Origin of the sequence: Streptomyces otsuchiensis, assembly GCF_004305975.1 — a bacterium.
GTDB classification, from domain to species: Bacteria; Actinomycetota; Actinomycetes; order Streptomycetales; family Streptomycetaceae; genus Streptomyces; species Streptomyces otsuchiensis.
In genome coordinates, this window is record NZ_BHZI01000142.1 from 1 (window position 1) to 15,744 (window position 15,744).

11 protein-coding genes are annotated in these 15,744 nt (G+C 74.6%); 7 read left to right on the forward strand and 4 right to left on the reverse strand.

What is annotated here, in order from left to right; translation table 11 throughout:
• The 7 genes from E0D90_RS15050 to E0D90_RS15080 all read left to right on the forward strand — a co-directional run.
• Positions 1–1,342, forward strand: a 1,342-nt coding sequence (locus E0D90_RS15050; protein ID WP_130798700.1) for an SDR family oxidoreductase, incomplete at its 5' end; no start/stop codon positions are given.
• 142 nt (positions 1,343–1,484) lie between these two features.
• Positions 1,485–2,336 (forward strand): 3-hydroxyacyl-CoA dehydrogenase family protein, encoded by an 852-nt coding sequence (locus E0D90_RS15055; protein ID WP_103502575.1) that lies wholly within the window; start codon positions 1,485–1,487, stop codon positions 2,334–2,336.
• A 5-nt stretch (positions 2,337–2,341) separates the two neighbouring features.
• Positions 2,342–2,626: an acyl carrier protein gene (locus E0D90_RS15060; RefSeq protein ID WP_103502576.1), complete on the forward strand. Its 285-nt coding sequence runs from the start codon at positions 2,342–2,344 to the stop codon at positions 2,624–2,626.
• A 38-nt stretch (positions 2,627–2,664) separates the two neighbouring features.
• Complete coding sequence (locus E0D90_RS15065; protein WP_130798703.1) at positions 2,665–3,831, forward strand: acyl-CoA dehydrogenase family protein; 1,167 nt, start codon at positions 2,665–2,667, stop codon at positions 3,829–3,831.
• Positions 3,828–4,928, forward strand: a complete 1,101-nt coding sequence (locus E0D90_RS15070) for an HAD-IIIC family phosphatase (protein WP_130798705.1) — start codon at positions 3,828–3,830, stop codon at positions 4,926–4,928. Before E0D90_RS15065 ends, E0D90_RS15070 begins: the two co-directional genes overlap by 4 nt.
• Positions 4,925–5,719, forward strand: coding sequence for a thioesterase II family protein (locus tag E0D90_RS15075; RefSeq protein WP_103502579.1), 795 nt, complete (start codon positions 4,925–4,927; stop codon positions 5,717–5,719). Before E0D90_RS15070 ends, E0D90_RS15075 begins: the two co-directional genes overlap by 4 nt.
• Positions 5,716–7,260: an AMP-binding protein gene (locus E0D90_RS15080; RefSeq protein ID WP_130798707.1), complete on the forward strand. Its 1,545-nt coding sequence runs from the start codon at positions 5,716–5,718 to the stop codon at positions 7,258–7,260. The genes E0D90_RS15075 and E0D90_RS15080 overlap by 4 nt, the downstream gene beginning before the upstream one ends.
• 75 nt (positions 7,261–7,335) lie before the next feature.
• Here the strand turns inward: E0D90_RS15080 and E0D90_RS15085 are convergent, their stop codons facing one another.
• From E0D90_RS15085 to E0D90_RS15100, 4 genes are read right to left on the reverse strand one after another with little or no spacing between them, the layout of a single operon-like run.
• Positions 7,336–11,214, reverse strand: a complete 3,879-nt coding sequence (locus E0D90_RS15085; protein WP_130798709.1) for an SDR family NAD(P)-dependent oxidoreductase — start codon at positions 11,212–11,214, stop codon at positions 7,336–7,338.
• A gap of 10 nt (positions 11,215–11,224) precedes the next feature.
• A complete protein-coding gene (locus E0D90_RS15090; protein WP_103502480.1) occupies positions 11,225–11,986 on the reverse strand; it encodes an ABC transporter permease in 762 nt (253 codons plus the stop codon).
• Complete coding sequence (locus tag E0D90_RS15095; protein WP_130798711.1) at positions 11,983–13,017, reverse strand: ABC transporter ATP-binding protein; 1,035 nt, start codon at positions 13,015–13,017, stop codon at positions 11,983–11,985. Before E0D90_RS15095 ends, E0D90_RS15090 begins: the two co-directional genes overlap by 4 nt.
• The gene (locus E0D90_RS15100; protein ID WP_130798713.1) at positions 13,017–15,683 is read right to left on the reverse strand and encodes an AfsR/SARP family transcriptional regulator; all 2,667 of its coding nucleotides are present in this window, start codon (positions 15,681–15,683) and stop codon (positions 13,017–13,019) included. The genes E0D90_RS15095 and E0D90_RS15100 overlap by 1 nt, the downstream gene beginning before the upstream one ends.
• Positions 15,684–15,744: the final 61 nt, after the last annotated feature.

Here is a 15,744-nt window from a genome sequence, read left to right on the forward strand (position 1 = left end):
GGTGGCCCTGCGCGGCACCCGCCGCTGGGTCGCCGGCTACGAGCCAATGCCGGGCCGGGACGCCGAGGAGGCAGCCCGCACGGTCCTCCGCGAGGAGGGCGTCTATCTGGTCACCGGTGGCCTGGGCGGCATCGGCCTGGCGATGGCCGAGCGGCTCGCCGCGGGCTGCCGTGCCCGGCTGGTGCTGATGGGCCGCCGGGGACTGCCGCCGCGCGAGAGCTGGGAGGCGGTGGCCTCCGGTGCCGGGCACGCAGAGGAATCCGTGCGCGAACGGGTCGCCCGGGTACGGGAGATGATCCGGATCGGCGCCGAGGTGGAGATCGTCGAAGGGGACGTCTCCGTCGCCGCCGACGTCAGGCGCGCGGTGGAGAGGGCCCGGGAACGGTTCGGTGCCCTGCACGGCGTACTGCACGCCGCCGGGGTGCCCGGCACCGGGCTGATGCAGTTCAAGCAGCCGGCCGACTCCGACCTGGTGCTCGCCCCCAAGGTCGGCGGCGCCCGCGCCCTCGCCGAGGCGCTGCGGATCGGCGGCGAGGACGAGGTGGGACTCGACTTCCTGGCGCTCTTCTCCTCCATCACCTCCGCCACCGGCGGCGGCCCCGGCCAGGTCGACTACTGCGCCGCCAACGCCTACCTGGACGGTTTCGCCGCCCAGCTGGCGGCCGGCGGGCGCCGCGCGGTCTCCGTGGCCTGGGGCGAGTGGACCTGGAACGCCTGGGACAACGGGCTCGCCGGTTACGACGACAAGCTCCAGTCCTTCTTCCGGAACCACCGCGAGACCTTCGGTATCGGGTTCGACGAGGGCTGGCGGTCGCTGCTGCGGGCGCTGTCCGCCGGTGAGCCCCAGGTGGTGGTCTCCACCCAGGACCTGCCGACCATGGTCCGCCTCGCCACCGGCTTCACCGTCGAGGCGGTGCTGGACCCGGCCGGTGGCGGGACCGGCGGTGACCGCCATCCGCGCCCCGAACTCCTCACCCCCTACCGGGAGCCGGCCGGCCCGGCCGAGTCCTCCGTCGCCGAGGTCTGGCGCGACCAGCTGAAGCTGGAACGGGTCGGCGTGCGCGACAACTTCTTCGAACTCGGCGGCAACTCCCTGCTGGGCATCGCCCTGCTGGCGAAGCTGCGCAAGGTCTTCCCCGAGGCGGAGCTGCCGCCGCACGTGCTGTACGAGGCCCCGACCGTCGAGGCCCTGGCGAAGGTGGTCGGCGGGCCGGCCACCACGGAGAGCGCCGCAGCCGACGCCGAAGCCGAAGCCGAAGCGGACGCGGACGCGGGCGAGCAGAGCCGGCGCCGCCGTTCGGGCCTGAAGACCGCCGCGGCCCGCCGCCGCGCGGCCGGCTGACCACCACGGGCCGGCCGCCTCCCGGCCGGCCCGCGGCCCGCACCACCGCACATCCCCACCACCTCACCCCCGCACCACACACCACCCTCCCCGCCCCCGGCGGGACACGACCGGCGGAACCGCCGCGGAAACGGAGAGAGCAATGGCCATCGTCGGAGTTGTCGGTGCCGGAGTCATGGGCACCGGAGTCGCGCAGAACCTCGCCCAGTACGGCTTCGAGACCGTCCTGGTCGACGTCAGCGAGGAGGTCCTCGCCGAGGCCCGGTCCGTGATCACCCGCAACTGCCGCGTCAGCGGCCTGATGGGCGGGCCGCGCCTGGACCCGGACGAGATCCTCGGCCGGATCACCACCGCCGTCGGCCTGGAGTCGCTGGCCAAGGCCGACTTCGTGATCGAGAACGTCACGGAGGACTGGGAGACCAAGCGGGGCGTGCACGCCGAGCTGGACCAGGTGCTGCGACCGGACGCCGTGGTCATCGTCAACACCTCCGCCATCCCGATCACCCGGGTCGGCGCCGTCGGCTCCCACCCGGAGCGGGTGGTCGGCGTGCACTTCATGAACCCCGTCCCCGCCAAGCCGGTGGTGGAGCTGATCCCCGGCTTCCACACCTCCCCGGAGGTCGTCGAGGTCACCCGCCAGTTCCTGGCCGACTTCGGCAAGAAGGCCGTCCAGGTCAAGGACGCCTCCGGCTTCGTCTCCAACCGCGTGCTGATGCTCACCGTCAACGAGGCCGCCTTCCTCGTCCACGAGGGCGTCGCCGACGCCCAGTCCGTGGACGAGGTCTTCCGAGGCTGCTTCGGACACCCGATGGGCCCGCTGGAGACCGCGGACCTGATCGGCGTCGACACGATCCTCTACAGCGTCGAGGTGCTCTACGAGCACTACGCCGACAGCAAGTACCGCCCCTGCCCGCTGCTCAAGCAGATGACCGACGCGGGACTGCACGGCCGGAAGACCGGCCGTGGCTTCTACACCTACGCCACCCAGGAGTGACCGACATGACCGTGACCACCGCCAACACCGCCGTCACCGCCGAGAACACCGCCGTCGCCTCCGACGAGGTCTCCGACCGCATCCTCGGCTTCATCCAGGCCCGCTTCCCCCAGGCCGAGATCGCCCCCGGCCAGGACATCTTCGCCATGGGCTTCATCAACTCGCTCTTCGCCATGGAGCTGGTGATGTTCATCGAGAAGACCTTCGGCCGCGGCGTCCCCAACGACGAACTCCAGATCGACAACTTCCGCACCGTCGAGGCCATGGCCGGGCTTGTCAGCCGGCTCTGACCCGCGGTGCCCGACTCCCGAGAGGAGCACACCACACCATGACGACTCTGAGCGCGGCCCCGCCCGCGGCGCCGCCGTCACGGGCCCTGCCCACCATCGACCGGGCATCGGCCCGGGCGTTCGCCGACGAGTTCATCACCCCGGTCGCGGACGCCTACGACCGCGCCGGGGCCGTCCCCGAGGAGATCCAGGAGCGGATCGGGGAACGGGGCCTGTGGGCCCCGTTCCTGCCCGCCCGCTACGGCGGCCGCGACCTGGACATGGTGACCCTGGGCGCGGTGCACGAGGAGATGGGCCGCGCCTGCTCCTCCGTGCGTTCCCTGCTGACGGTGCACACCATGCTCGCCTGGGCGCTCAAGCGCTGGGGGAGCGAGGAGCAGATCGAGCGCTGGGCGCCGGACGTCGCCACCGGCGAGGTCCGGGGGGCGTTCTGCCTCTCCGAGCCCGGCGCCGGCAGCGACGCCGCCGGCATCAGCACCAACGTCCGGCCGCACAAGGGCGGCTGGCTGCTCAACGGCCGCAAGAAGTGGATCACCGGCGGCCAGCGGGCCGACCTCTACCTGGTGTTCGCCCGCAACGAGTCCTCCATCGTCGCCCTGCTGGTGCCGCGCACCGCGCCGGGCGTCAGCGTCACTCCCATCGACGACATGCTCGGCACCCGCGCCTCGCTGATCGCCGAAGTCGGCTTCGACGACGTCGAGCTGGGCCCGGACGCACTGCTCGGACCGAGCTCCTTCGCCTCCGGGATGGTGCTCAGCGGCACCCTGGACCTCGGCCGCTACAGCGTCGCCTGCGGCTCGGTCGGCATCATCCAGGCCGCGCTGGAGGCGTGCGCGCACTACACGACACACCGCACCGTCGGCGGCAGCCGGCTGCGGGACCTGGACCTGATCCGCGCCAAGCTCTCCGACATGGTCACCGACGTGCGGGCCGCCCGGCTGCTGTGCGAGCGGGCCGGAGAGCTGAAGGACGCCGACGACCCGGCGACCCTGATGGCCACGTGGATCGCGAAGTACTTCGCCTCCACGGCCGCGGCCCGGCACTCCACCGAGGCCGTCCAGGTGCACGGCGCCAACGGCATGAGCGCCGACTACCCGGTCGCGCGGCTGTACCGGGACGCCAAGGTGATGGAAATCATCGAGGGCAGCAACGAGATCCAGCGGATAACGATCGCCGACGAGGCGTTCCGGGAGGTGGCACGGTGAGCACAGCGACAGCGCCCGCGGTGGTGGAGGCGACCGCCGCGGAGGCGGTGGACCCCTACCGCAAACCGAAGCGGGGCAGCATCAAGTGCGTGGTCTGGGACCTCGACCACACCCTCTGGGACGGTGTGCTCCTGGAGGACGGTGAGGTCCGGCCCCGCCCCGGGGTGGTGGAGCACATCCGCCGCCTCGACGCGCTCGGCGTGCTGCATTCGGTGGCCAGCAAGAACGACCACGCCACGGCCATGGCGAAGCTGCGCGAACTGGGCCTGGAGGACCTGTTCCTCTACCCGCAGATCGGCTGGAGCGCCAAGTCCGAGTCGGTGCGGCGGATCGCCGCCAAGCTCAACCTCGGCCTGGACGCCTTCGCCTTCGTCGACGACCAGGACTTCGAGCTGGCGGAGATGGAGTTCTCCCTCCCCGAGGTCACCCGGGTCAACGCCCTGGAGGTCGACACCGCGCTGCACCGCGAGGAGTTCCTTCCGCGGTTCGTCTCCGACGAGTCGGCGCAGCGCCGCGCCATGTACCGGGGACAGCTCGCCCGCGACGCCGAGGAGAGCGAGTTCACCGGCACCAGCGAGGACTTCCTCGCCAGTCTGGACATGCGGTTCACCATCGCGCCGGCCGCCCGCACCGACCTCCAGCGCGCCGAGGAGCTGACGGTCCGCACCAACCAGCTCAACGCCACCGGCCGCACCTACTCCTACGACGAACTGGACGAGCTGCGGCAGTCCGACAGCCATCTGCTGCTGGTGGCCGGCCTGGAGGACCGGTTCGGCTCCTACGGCAAGATCGGGCTGGCCCTGGTGGAGAAGGGCGAACAGGACTGGTGGCTGCGGATGATGCTGATGAGCTGCCGGGTGATGTCCCGCGGCGTCGGCACCGTCCTCCTCGGCCAGGTGATGGAGCGTGCCCGGGACGCCGGGGCGGGGCTGCGCGCCGACTTCGTGGAGACCGGACGCAACCGGATGATGCAGATCACCTACGCCTTCAGCGGCTTCCGTGAGGTCTCCCGGGACGGCGACCGGGTGGTGCTCGCGGCCGACCTGTCGCAGCTCCAGGACCCGCCCGGCTATGTGCGGCTGGAGGTCGAACGATGACGCCGCCCCCGGTCGCCGCCCCGGTGGCGTCCACCGCCTGGTTCCCCTTCGCGGAACCGCCCGCCTACACCGGGACACGGCTCTACTGCCTTCCCCACGCGGGGGGTTCGGCCTCCGTCTTCCGCTCCTGGTTCGGCCACCTCGGGGAGGTCTCGGTCCGTCCGGTACAGCTCCCCGGCCGGGAGACCCGGCTGCGGGAGCCGGCCTACCGCTCCATGGACGAGCTGGTGCGCGACCTCACCGACGCGCTGCTCGCCGACACCGAGACCCCGGACGGGCACCGCCCGTTCGCGGTCTACGGCCACAGCCTCGGCGCGCAGGAGGGCTTCGAGGTGGTCCGTGAACTGCGCCGCCGCGGCGGCCCCATGCCGCTGCACCTGTTCGTCTCGGGCTGCCCCGCCCCCGGTGAGGACCCCAACGCCCATGAGCCGCCGGTCGGTTCGATGAGCGACGAGCAGGTGGTGGCGCTGCTGCGGCGGATCGGGGGCACCCCCGAGTGGATGCTCCGTGACCCCTCCGCGCTGCGGATGATCCTGCCGCCGTTCCGTGGGGACTTCGCCGTCCGGGAGTCCCACGAGCACCGTCCGGAGCCGCCGCTGTCCGTGCCGATCACCGTGCTGGCGGCGGACCGCGATCCGCGTGCCGGGGTCCGGGACATGGCGGGCTGGGCCCGCGAGACCACCGGGCCGTTCCGCTCCCGGGTCCTGTCCGGTGGGCACTTCGCGGTGCTGGAGCAGGCCGCGGTGACCCGCGGCTGGCTGGCCGAGGGGCTGCTGGAGGCGGTCGTATGAGTACCGTCGCCCCCTGCTGGCCGCTGCCCCGGCCCCGTCCCGTGCCGCCCGCCCCCGACCCCGGCGGGCCGCCCGGCCCGTCCCTGGGCGCCGGCACCCTCACCGGCTGGTTCCTGCGCGGTCTCGCCCTCAGCCCGCAAGGTGAGGCCGTGCGGGTCGGCGCCGAACGCGTCGACTACCGGCGGCTGCACCGCCTCGCCCTGGACCTCGCCGGCGCCGTCGCCGCCGCGGTCCCGGGCGGGCGGCCCCGCCGGGTCGGGCTGCTCGCCTCCCGCTCCGTCCGCGCGTACGCCGGGATGCTCGCGGCCGGGTACGCGGGCGCGGCGGTGGTCCCGCTGCACCCGGAGTTCCCGGCCGAGCGCACCGTCGCCATGATCGCCGCCGCCGGGCTGGACGCCGTGATCGCCGACGAGCGTGGTGCGGCGGTGCTGCCCGCGCTCGGCGGCGCGCTCGACGGCGTGCCGGTGATCCGCGAGGCGGCCGGTCCCGCCCTGGAACGGCCCCGGCCGGCCGGACCGCGGGATGTGGCGTATGTGCTGTTCACCTCGGGCTCCACCGGCCGCCCCAAGGGCGTACCGGTGCTGCACCGCAACGTCGACGCCTATCTGCGGTTCGTCCACGACCGGTACGGCTTCCACACCGGGGACGTCTTCTCGCAGACCTTCGACCTCACCTTCGACCTCTCGGTCTTCGACCTCTTCGCCGCCTGGGGGTCCGGCGGCACCGTGGTCTCCGTGCCGCCGACCGCCTACGCGGCGCTGGAACGGTTCGTCGCCGAACACGGCATCACCGTCTGGTTCTCCGCGCCCAGCCTGATCTCCCAGCTGGGCCGCCGCCCGCAGGGGCTGCGGGGAGGCTTCGACTCCCTGCGCTGGAGTCTGTTCTGCGGTGAACCGCTGCTGGCGCGCGACGCCGCGGCCTGGCAGGCGGCGGCACCACGCTCCACCGTGGAGAACCTCTACGGACCGACCGAACTCACCATCTCCTGCAGCGTGCACCGCTGGGACCCGGAACGCTCGCCCGGCCGCTGCGTCAACGACATCGTGCCGATCGGGCACCTCCACCCCGGTCTGCGGCACCTGCTCCACGACGGTGAACTCTGCGTCACCGGAGACCAGATGTTCCCCGGCTACCTCGACCCCGCCGACGACACCGGCCGCTTCCTCGACCATGGCGGCACCCGCTGGTACCGCACCGGGGACCTCGCGCGGGAACTGCCGGACGGCGAGCTGGTCCACCTCGGCCGCCGCGACCACCAGGTCCAGGTGCACGGCGTCCGGGTGGAGCTGGCCGAGGTGGAGTCGGCGCTGCGCCGGGTCGGCGGCGTCCGGGACGCGGTCGCGGTCCCGGCGCACGGCGAACTGACCGCCTTTCTGCTCGGTGAGCGCAGGCCGCCGGGCGACCTCGCCCAGGAGCTGCGGACCATGCTGCCCCGGGCGGTGATCCCCCGGCGCTACGCGTACCTGGACGCCTTCCCCCTCAACGCCAACCGCAAGGTGGACCGGAAGGAACTCTCCGCCCGCGCGGCGGCGGAGCGCTGACGTGGCCGGCCGCCCCGGGGTAGACCCGGGGCGGCCGGCCACGTCAGTCGTGTGCGCGCCCGCGTGCCGCGCCGCTCAGGCGGCGACCGGCGCCAGCCGCGCCGCCAGCCGCCGCACCGTGGGGTGCTCCACCAGGTCGGTGGCGACCAGGTCGGTGCCCAGCGCCGCCCGCAGCCGGGCGGAGAGCTGGATCGCCAGCATGGAGTGGCCGCCCAGTTCGAAGAAGTCGTCGTCGGCGCCGACCTTCTCCAGCCCCAGCACCACCGCCCACGTCTCGGCGATCGTCGCCTCCACGCCCTCGGCGGGCTCGGTGTACGGCGTCGGCAGCTCCGGTCGCGGATGCCGCTCGCCGTCCTCCGCCGCCTCGGCGGCCGTCTCCTCGACCCCGGTCACCCAGCGGGCCAGGCGGGGACCGATCGGACCGCTGGAGATCACCACCTGGGAGACCCCGCCGGCCGCGGCCAGCGCCCGCTCCAGGATCTCCACCCCCTCGGCACCGGTCATCCGGTACGTCTGGACCTGCGGGTTGTGGCCCTCCAGGCGGTCGAGGTCGATCGCCCAGGTGTCCCAGTCGACCGTCACCCAGCGGCCCTCACCGCGCAGCCGGGCGCGGCGCGTGTAGGCGTCCAGCGCCGCGTTGCCCGCGGCGTAGGGGCCCAGTGCGATGCCGCCGAGCACCGCGGACAGCGAGGAGAGGGTGATCCGCCGGTCCCGCGCCCGGTCGCCCAGCACGGCCTGAAGGGTGTGGAACCCCCGGACCTTGGCGTGCAGATGGACGTCGCAGCACTCGCGGTCGGAGAGATGGGCCAGCTTGAACCACGAGGTGTCCTGCACGCCCGCGGCGTGCACCACCACGTCGATGCCACCGAACCGGGCGTCGGCGGCGGCGACCACCGCCCGCATCTGCTCCTCGTCACCGACGTCCGCGCCCACGGCCAGCACCTCGGCGCCGGACGCCTCCAGCTCCAGCACGTTGCGCACATGCCGGGCCGTTCGGCTGTCGCCGCCCGCCAGCCCGTCCCACCGCTCCCGTGGCGGCAGCGGGCTGCGGGAGGTCAGCACCAGCCGGCAGCCGTACCGCGAGGCGAGATGCCGGGCCAGGACCAGGCCCACATCGCCCAGACCACCCGTGATCAGCACCGTCTCGCCCGAGCGGAACGGCGGAAGCGCCGGGTCCGGGGTGGGCAGCGCCTGCTGCTGGTAGTCCCGCAGCCACAGCTCCCCGGAGCGCACCGCCACCGGGCCTTCGTGCGGATGGACCAGCGCGGCCAGTGCCTGCTCGATCGCGTCGGGGCCCGCCGCGACGCCCGGCTCCGGATCGAGGTCCAGGTGACGGCAGGTCAGATGCGGGTTCTCCTGCGCGATGGTGGGCGCCAGCGCGGCCAGCGCGGCGTGTTCGGGATGGCGCAGATCGCCGCCGGCGACCGCCAGCGCCCCGGCGGTGACCAGGGTCAGGTCGGCGGGCGGGGCGAACGGGTCGTCGGCGAGGGCCTTGACCAGCGCCAGCGCGGAGTGCATGCCCCGCTCCAGCTCCGCGGTGAAGTGCGCCGAGCCGTCTCCCTCCGGCGCCCCGGCTGCGAGGCCGTGCACGACGGTGCGCGGCGCCACGAACTGCGCGGCCAGCAGCTCCGCCAGGCTCTCGGAGGACTCCGCGCGGACCGTGAAGCCGCCGCTGTCGTCCGGGGCGAACGCCGCTCCGGGCCGGGCGGCCACCACCTCGGCGCCGGCGCGCTCCAGCCGCCGCACCAGCGCCTCGGTCCGCTCGTCGCCGGACAGCACGAGCCAGGGGCCGGCGGCGCGAAGCCGCTCGTCCAGATCGGAGACCGGCAGCGGGCGGCGCTTCCAGACGGGCAGATAGGTCCAGCGGTCCAGGTCGTCGACCCGGGTCTCGGGCTCCTCGGCGGGGCCGGTTGCCCGCGGACGGGCCTCGACCCAGTGCCGGGAGCGCTGGAAGGGATAGGTGGGCAGCTCGACCCGGCGGCCCTCGCCGTGGTGCAGCGCGGCCCAGTCGATCTCGGCGCCCGCCAGCCAGAGCCGGCCCAGCAGCGCGGTCAGCCACCGGGCGGCCGGTATCCCCGCCGGGGCGGGGCCGACCGCGACGGTGAGGGTGCCTTCCTCCTCGACGGCCGTGCCGTCCGCGGAGCCGGAGGCCGTCGCCCGGACGCCCAGTGCGCGCAGGCCTTCCGCGAGAGCGCCGAGCACCTCGGTGGCGCTCCCGCCCGTGGCACGCTCGCCGGGCAGCAACTCCGCTGCCGCCTGGGAGAGTTCGGGCCACCAGCCGGCCGGTGCCGCCGGGGCGGCGGTGAGTGCCACGGCGGGGTCCCGGCGGCTGGTCTCGCCGTCGGTCCAGCGGGAGGGGTCGGCCAGCGCCGCCACCGCGTCCGGCAGATCCGCGCAGACCACGGTCCGCCGCACCGCGAAATGCCCGCGCGACATCTGGAGCGTGAACGCCACATCGGCCGGGTCCAGTGCCTCCGGGCCGCCGGTGCCGCCGTCCGCCATGCGCTCGGCGAGATGGGTGCGGAGCCGTTCGGTCACGGCCGCGAGCGCGGTCCGGTCCGGGGCCGAGAAGGTCAGCAGATGCGGGCCGTGGTGCGGCCGGGAGCGGGGCGGGCGCGGCGGTGCCTGCTCCAGCACCACATGGGCGTTGGTGCCGCCCAGCCCGAAGGAGCTGACCCCGGCGCGGCGCGGGGTGTCCTGCGCCGGCCAGACCTCGGTCTCCGGGCGCACGGTGAACCGGTCCGCCGCGGCGGCCAGCGTCGGGTTCGGGTTCTCGAAGCCGGGCACACCCGGCCGCACCCCCTCGCGGACGGCGAGCGTGGCCCGGATCAGCCCGGCGACCCCGGCGGCCCGGTCCAGATGGCCGAGCGTCGGCTTGGCCGTGCCGAGCACCGTGGGTGCCTTCGGCGTGTTGCGGAACACCTTCGCCATGGCGGCCAGTTCGATGCTGTCGCCGAGCGCGGTGCCGGTGGCGTGGCACTCGACATAGCCCACGGTGCGCGGGTCGACGCCGGCCACGTTCATCGCGGTGCGGATCACGTCGGCCTGCCCCTCGACGCCCGGGGCGGTGTAACCGACCTTCTCCCGGCCGTCGTTGTTGACGGCGGAGGCGAGGATCACCGCGTGCACCAGGTCGCCGTCGGCGAGCGCGTCGCTCATCCGCTTCAGCGCCACCACACCCACGCCGGAGCCCATCACGGTGCCGTCGGCCGCGGCGTCGAAGCTGCGGGCCCGGCCGTTGGGGGAGGTGATGCCGCCCGGCTCGAAGAGATAGCCGGCCGGCTGCGGCAGCGGCAGGAACGCGCCTCCGGCCAGCGCCATGTCGCAGTCGAAGGTCAGCAGGCTCTGGCAGGCGAGATGGACCGCGACCAGCGAGGTCGAGCAGAACGTCTGCACGCTCAGGCTCGGTCCGCGCAGCCCCAGCTTGTAGGCGGCCAGCGAGGTCAGCGAGTCCCGCTCGTTGCCGACCCCGATCAGGAGCCGCCCGCCGGGCTCGTCCGCGACATGGGCGACGTTGTCCATCAGATAGTCCGGGAAGGCGGCCCCGCCGAACACCGCCGTGGCCCGGGACGGGCCGACCGGCGGGTAGCCGGCGCTCTCCAGCGCCTCCCAGCAGCACTCCAGGAAGTGCCGGTGCTGCGGGTCCATGGTCTCCGCCTCGCGGGGCGAGAAACCGAACACCCCCGCGTCGAAGTCCGCGACGCCGTCCACCGGCGCGCCGATCGCCACATAGTGCGGGTCGGCGGCCCGTTCGGGCGGGACGCCCGCCGCCGCCAGCTCCTCCGCGGTGATCTCCCGCAGCCCGCCGGTGCCGGCGAGGACGCCGCGCCACAGCGACGCGACATCGGGTGCGCCGGGGAAGTGCCCCGACATCCCGACCAGCGCCACCGCCGACTCGTACCTCTCGTCATTCCTGACTTCATCCATGGCTTCCCTCTCAGTGGCCTCGGTCATGGCTTCTCCCTCACAGCAAGCGGCTGCGGCCCCAGCCACGAGCCAGGCGGTAGGTGGCGAACGCGCCGAAGGCGAGCCCGATGGCGAGGCAGACCAGGCCGGGGCGGACCATCGCCGCGCCGTCCCCGGCCAGTGCCGACTGGATCAGCGACATCGCCCAGTAGCCCGGCGAGATGGGCGCGATCACCTGCGCCCAGCCGGGCATCAGGCTGACCGGCACCAGGGCGCCCCCCAGGGCGCTCACCCCGATCGCGCCGAGGTCGGCGGCGACCGAGAGGTCGCCGCGGCTGCGCGCCACGGTGGCCAGCGCGGCGCCCAGGCACAGCAGGGTGAAGCCCCAGATGGCGATGGCCAGCGCCAGCAGCCCCAGCGTGGGCGGCAGTTCGAGCCCCAGCGCCACGGAACCGACGGCCAGCACCACGGTCTGCTGGAAGAGCAGGATGAGGAACGCGGGCAGCGTCTTGCCGAGCAGCAGCTCGGTCCGGCCGGCCCGGGTCACCCGCAGCCGGTCCCAGGTGCGCCACTCCCGTTCCACCATGATGGAGTTGCCGACGATGGAGAGCGCGAAGACCGAGAACATCACCATCGGCCCGGTGACGGCCTGCACGGTGCCGGTGTCCAGCGCCTCCACGTAGAGCGGCTTCAGCACCATCATCAGGACGATGGGCATCGCCACGTAGCTGATGATCTGGCTGGGGTCGCGCAGCCGCAGCAGCAGGTTGTGCCGCACCAGCAGCCCGGTGCGGAGCACAGGGGCGGTGATCGTACTCATCGTGTCTCTCCTTCGGCGGGTCCGTTCGCGGGCGCCTCGCCGAGCATCGCCAGGGAGCGGTACAGGTCGTCCAGATCGGGCTTGCGGACGTCGACCGAGGTGACCGTGCGGGTGTTCTCGGCGAGCAGGCGCATCAGGGTCCCGGTGGGGTCGGCGGTGGACCGCCGGATCTCCTCGCCGTCCGCGAACTCCAGCACCACCTCGCCCGGCAGGTCGGCGAGCAGCTCCGCGGCGGTACCGCGCGCCACCACCCGGCCTGCCTTGGCTACCGCGAGGGTCGCCTCCAGCTCGGTGAGTTCGGCGAGGTAGTGGGTGGTGTACACGACGGCGGCGCCCTCGGCGGCGCGCCGCCGCACCGTGTCCAGCAGCGCCTGCCGGGTCTCCGGGTCGGCGCCCGCGGTCGGTTCGTCCAGCAGCAGCAGCCGCGGCCGGTGGATCAGCGCCACCCCGGCCTGGGTGCGCCGCTGCTGCCCGCCGGAGAGCAGCCCGGCGGGCCGGTCCAGGAAGGCCGTCAGCCGCAGGTCCTCGGCCAGTTCCTCCACGACCGAGGCCAGCGCCTTGCGGCGCAGCCCGGCGAGGCCGCCGAAGAGCTTGAGGTGCTCGCGGACGGTGACCGAGGGGTAGAGCGCTATGTGCTGCGGGGAGACGCCGATGAGGTGCCGGTGCGGGACCGGCGGGCGGCCGGCGACCAGCACGGTGCCGCTGTCGGGCCGGATCAGCCCGGAGACGGCGTCCACGAAGGTGGTCTTGCCCGCGCCGTTGTGGCCGACCAGGCCGACGATCTCACCGGGCCGCACGGTCAGCTCGAACCCGCCCAGTGCCTGTACCTCCCCGTACCGCTTGGTGAGTCCGGTGACCTCCAGGACGGCGTCGGTCCGCTGCCCGTCGCCCCCGCCCGGCGCGGGGGCCGCCTCGCGCACGGGCGTTTTGCCCGAGCCGGGAGCCGGGACGGTGGCGGGGCCGGGCGGCCCCGGTTCGCGGGCCGGCTCCGGTTCGGGTTGCCGGGTCAGGGTGGGCTGGCTGCTGCTCATCACTTCTCCATCGAGTCGTCGCGGTGCCGGTGCGGGAACACCCCGGCGGGAACCACCGGGCGGCGCCGGGCCCGGCCGCCGTCGCCCCCGGCGGCGGAGCGGTCGGCCCGGGGGACATCGCCCGCCGGCCCGGCCGGCCCGGCCGCCTTGGCGAACAGCCCCTGGCCGAACCGGTGCCGACCGTCGGGCAGGGCCGCACCCGGCACGGCGGGCAGGGCCGCACCCGGCACGGCGGGCCGCCCCGTGAACGACGCCACGGGCGCGGTGACCGGGGCGGTCCGGCTGCCGAGCCGGGCCAGCGCCTCCGCCGCCAGCTCCCGCCAGCCCTCCTCGCCGAGCCGTTCGAAGGCGCCGAGCGCGCCGCGCAGCCGTGCGCGGGCCTCGTCGGTGCGCTGCTGCCGCTCGTCGAGGGTGCCCAGTGAGTACAGGAGCGCCGCCTCGCCGAGCCGGTCGCCGGAGCGGCGCGCGGCGTCCAGGCCGCGCGCGGCGCACTCCCGCCAGAGCCCGTGGGCCCGCTGCGCGGCGGCGAGCGAGCAGACGGCGACGGCCAGCCGCCGGCACAGCTCGTGCTCGCCCGTGTCGGCCGCCCGCTCCACCGCGGCGAGCAGCGCACGCTGCTCCCGGGCGAACCAGACGGCGGGCTCGCGGACCGCCGCGTCGACGGTCGCCCGGTCCATCGGCCACCGCTGCCGCTGACGCGGCCCGGGCGCGGTGGCGTCGCCGAGCCGCAGCACCGCCTCCTCAGTGAGGGTCAGCCAGCCGTCCAGAACCCGCCGGGCCGCCTCCCGGGCGGCCTCCCGCGCCACGGGGTCGGCGGCGCACTCGGCGGCGTACAGCGTGACCAGGCCGGGCGCGCGGTGGTGGTCCATGTCCGCGCCCGGCACGACCAGCCCGGCCGCGCTCAGTTCGGCGAGCGCCCGGTGTGCCGTGATGGTGTCGGTGTCCAGCAGAGGAGCGGCGGTCCAGGAGGCGAACTCGCCGCCGGGCAGCACCGCGAGGCGGGTCAGCAGCAGCCGCCCCGGCTCGCTGAGCCGTCGCCGGGCGTCGGCGAGGGTGTCACGGAGGTCGAGTTCTCCGTGAACCAGTTCCGAGAGCCGGCGCCCGTCGTCCCGCAGCCGGGCGGTGAGGTCGCCCAGGCCCCACTGCGGGCGCGCCCGCAGCCGGCCCGCGGCGATGCGCAGTGCCAGCGGCAACCCGTCGCAGAGACCGACGAGTTCGATGGCCTCGCTCGGCTCGGCCGCCACCCGCCGGTCGCCGACCATGGCGTCCAGCAGCTCCACGCCGTCCGGCACCGACGGCGCGGTCACCTCCAGGACGGTCGCGTCCTCTGGTGCCGCCGCCCGGCTGCGGCCGGTCGCCAGCAGCGCGCTGCCCGGGGTGCCGGGCAGCAGCCCGGAGAGCTGACGGGCGTCGGTGACGTCCTCCACGACCAGCAGCACCCGGCGTTCGGCGAGCGCGCCGCGCAGCAGGGAGGCGCGGTCACCGGGGCGTCGGGCGGCGGTCTGCGGCAGCCCGAGGGCGCGCAGGAAGTGGTCCCGCACCTGTTCCACGGCGCGCGGCGGGTTCCCGTCGGGGAGCCGGGCGTGCAACTGGCCGTCGGGAAAAGCCGGGGCGAGGATGTGTGCCGCCTCCACGGCGAGCGCCGACTTGCCGACGCCGGGCCCGCCGGTGAGCATCACGACCGGGGCACCGTGGCCGTCCGGGCCGGTCGCCGGACGACCGGAGGTCTCCCCGGAGCCGGTCAGCGCACCGCAGAGCTCGCGGAGCAGCTCCTCACGGCCGGTGAAGTCGGCCGGGCGGGCGGGCAGCGAGCGCGGCGCGGCGACCGGGGCGAAGGGCGGTGCGGACGGCGGCGGCACCTGGTCCAGCTCGGCGGAGCCGTTGAGGATGGCCAGCTCCAGGCGCCGCAGCGGCGGGCTGAGTTCGATGCCCAGCTCGTCGATGTAGGTGCGCCGGACCCGGCGGTAGGTGGCCAGCGCCTCGGCGGGCCGGCCACAGCGGTAGAGCGCCGTCATCAGCTGCTCCGCGGGCCGTTCCCGCAGCGGGAACTCCGCGGCCAGCGCGGCGATCTCGCCCAGGACATCGTGGTGCAGCCCGAGCTTCAGCTCGGCGTCGTAACACGCCTCCAGCACGGTGAAGCGCCGCTCCGCGACGGCCACCAGCCGGGCCTGGACCACCGCGCTGTCCACCCCGGTCAGCGGGTCGCCGCGCCAGAGCGCCAGGGCGGCGCGGAAGGCGGTGCGCGCGGCCTGCGGCCGGGACTCGGCGACAGCTGACCGCCCCTCCGCGGCGAGGTCGTCGAAGAGATGCAGATCGACCTCGCCGTGCGCCAGTTCCAGCGCGTACCGGGTACCCCGCATCTCGATCCTGCGTCCCAGCCCGGCGGCCTCCAGCGCCCCACGCAGCGAGGAGACGGTGCTCTGTATCTGGGACTTCGCGGTGGCGGGCGGGGTCGGCCCCCACACGGCGGAGACCAGCGCGTCCAGGGTGACGCCGCGCCCCGACTCCAGCAGCAGGAGCGCCAGCACGACCTGCTGACGGCGGGCGGTGACCGGTACCAGCCGGTCACCGTGCACCTCCAGCGGGCCGAGGATCCGGAACGGCACCGCCGGTTCCGGGCGGGTGGTCACCGCTGGTCCAGCGGCGGCGGGCTGAGCTGTGTGCATGGTCGGTTCGCCTTTCTCACCAGGGCGGTCTCACGGGGGTGTTCATCCGTCAGCGTGGGGG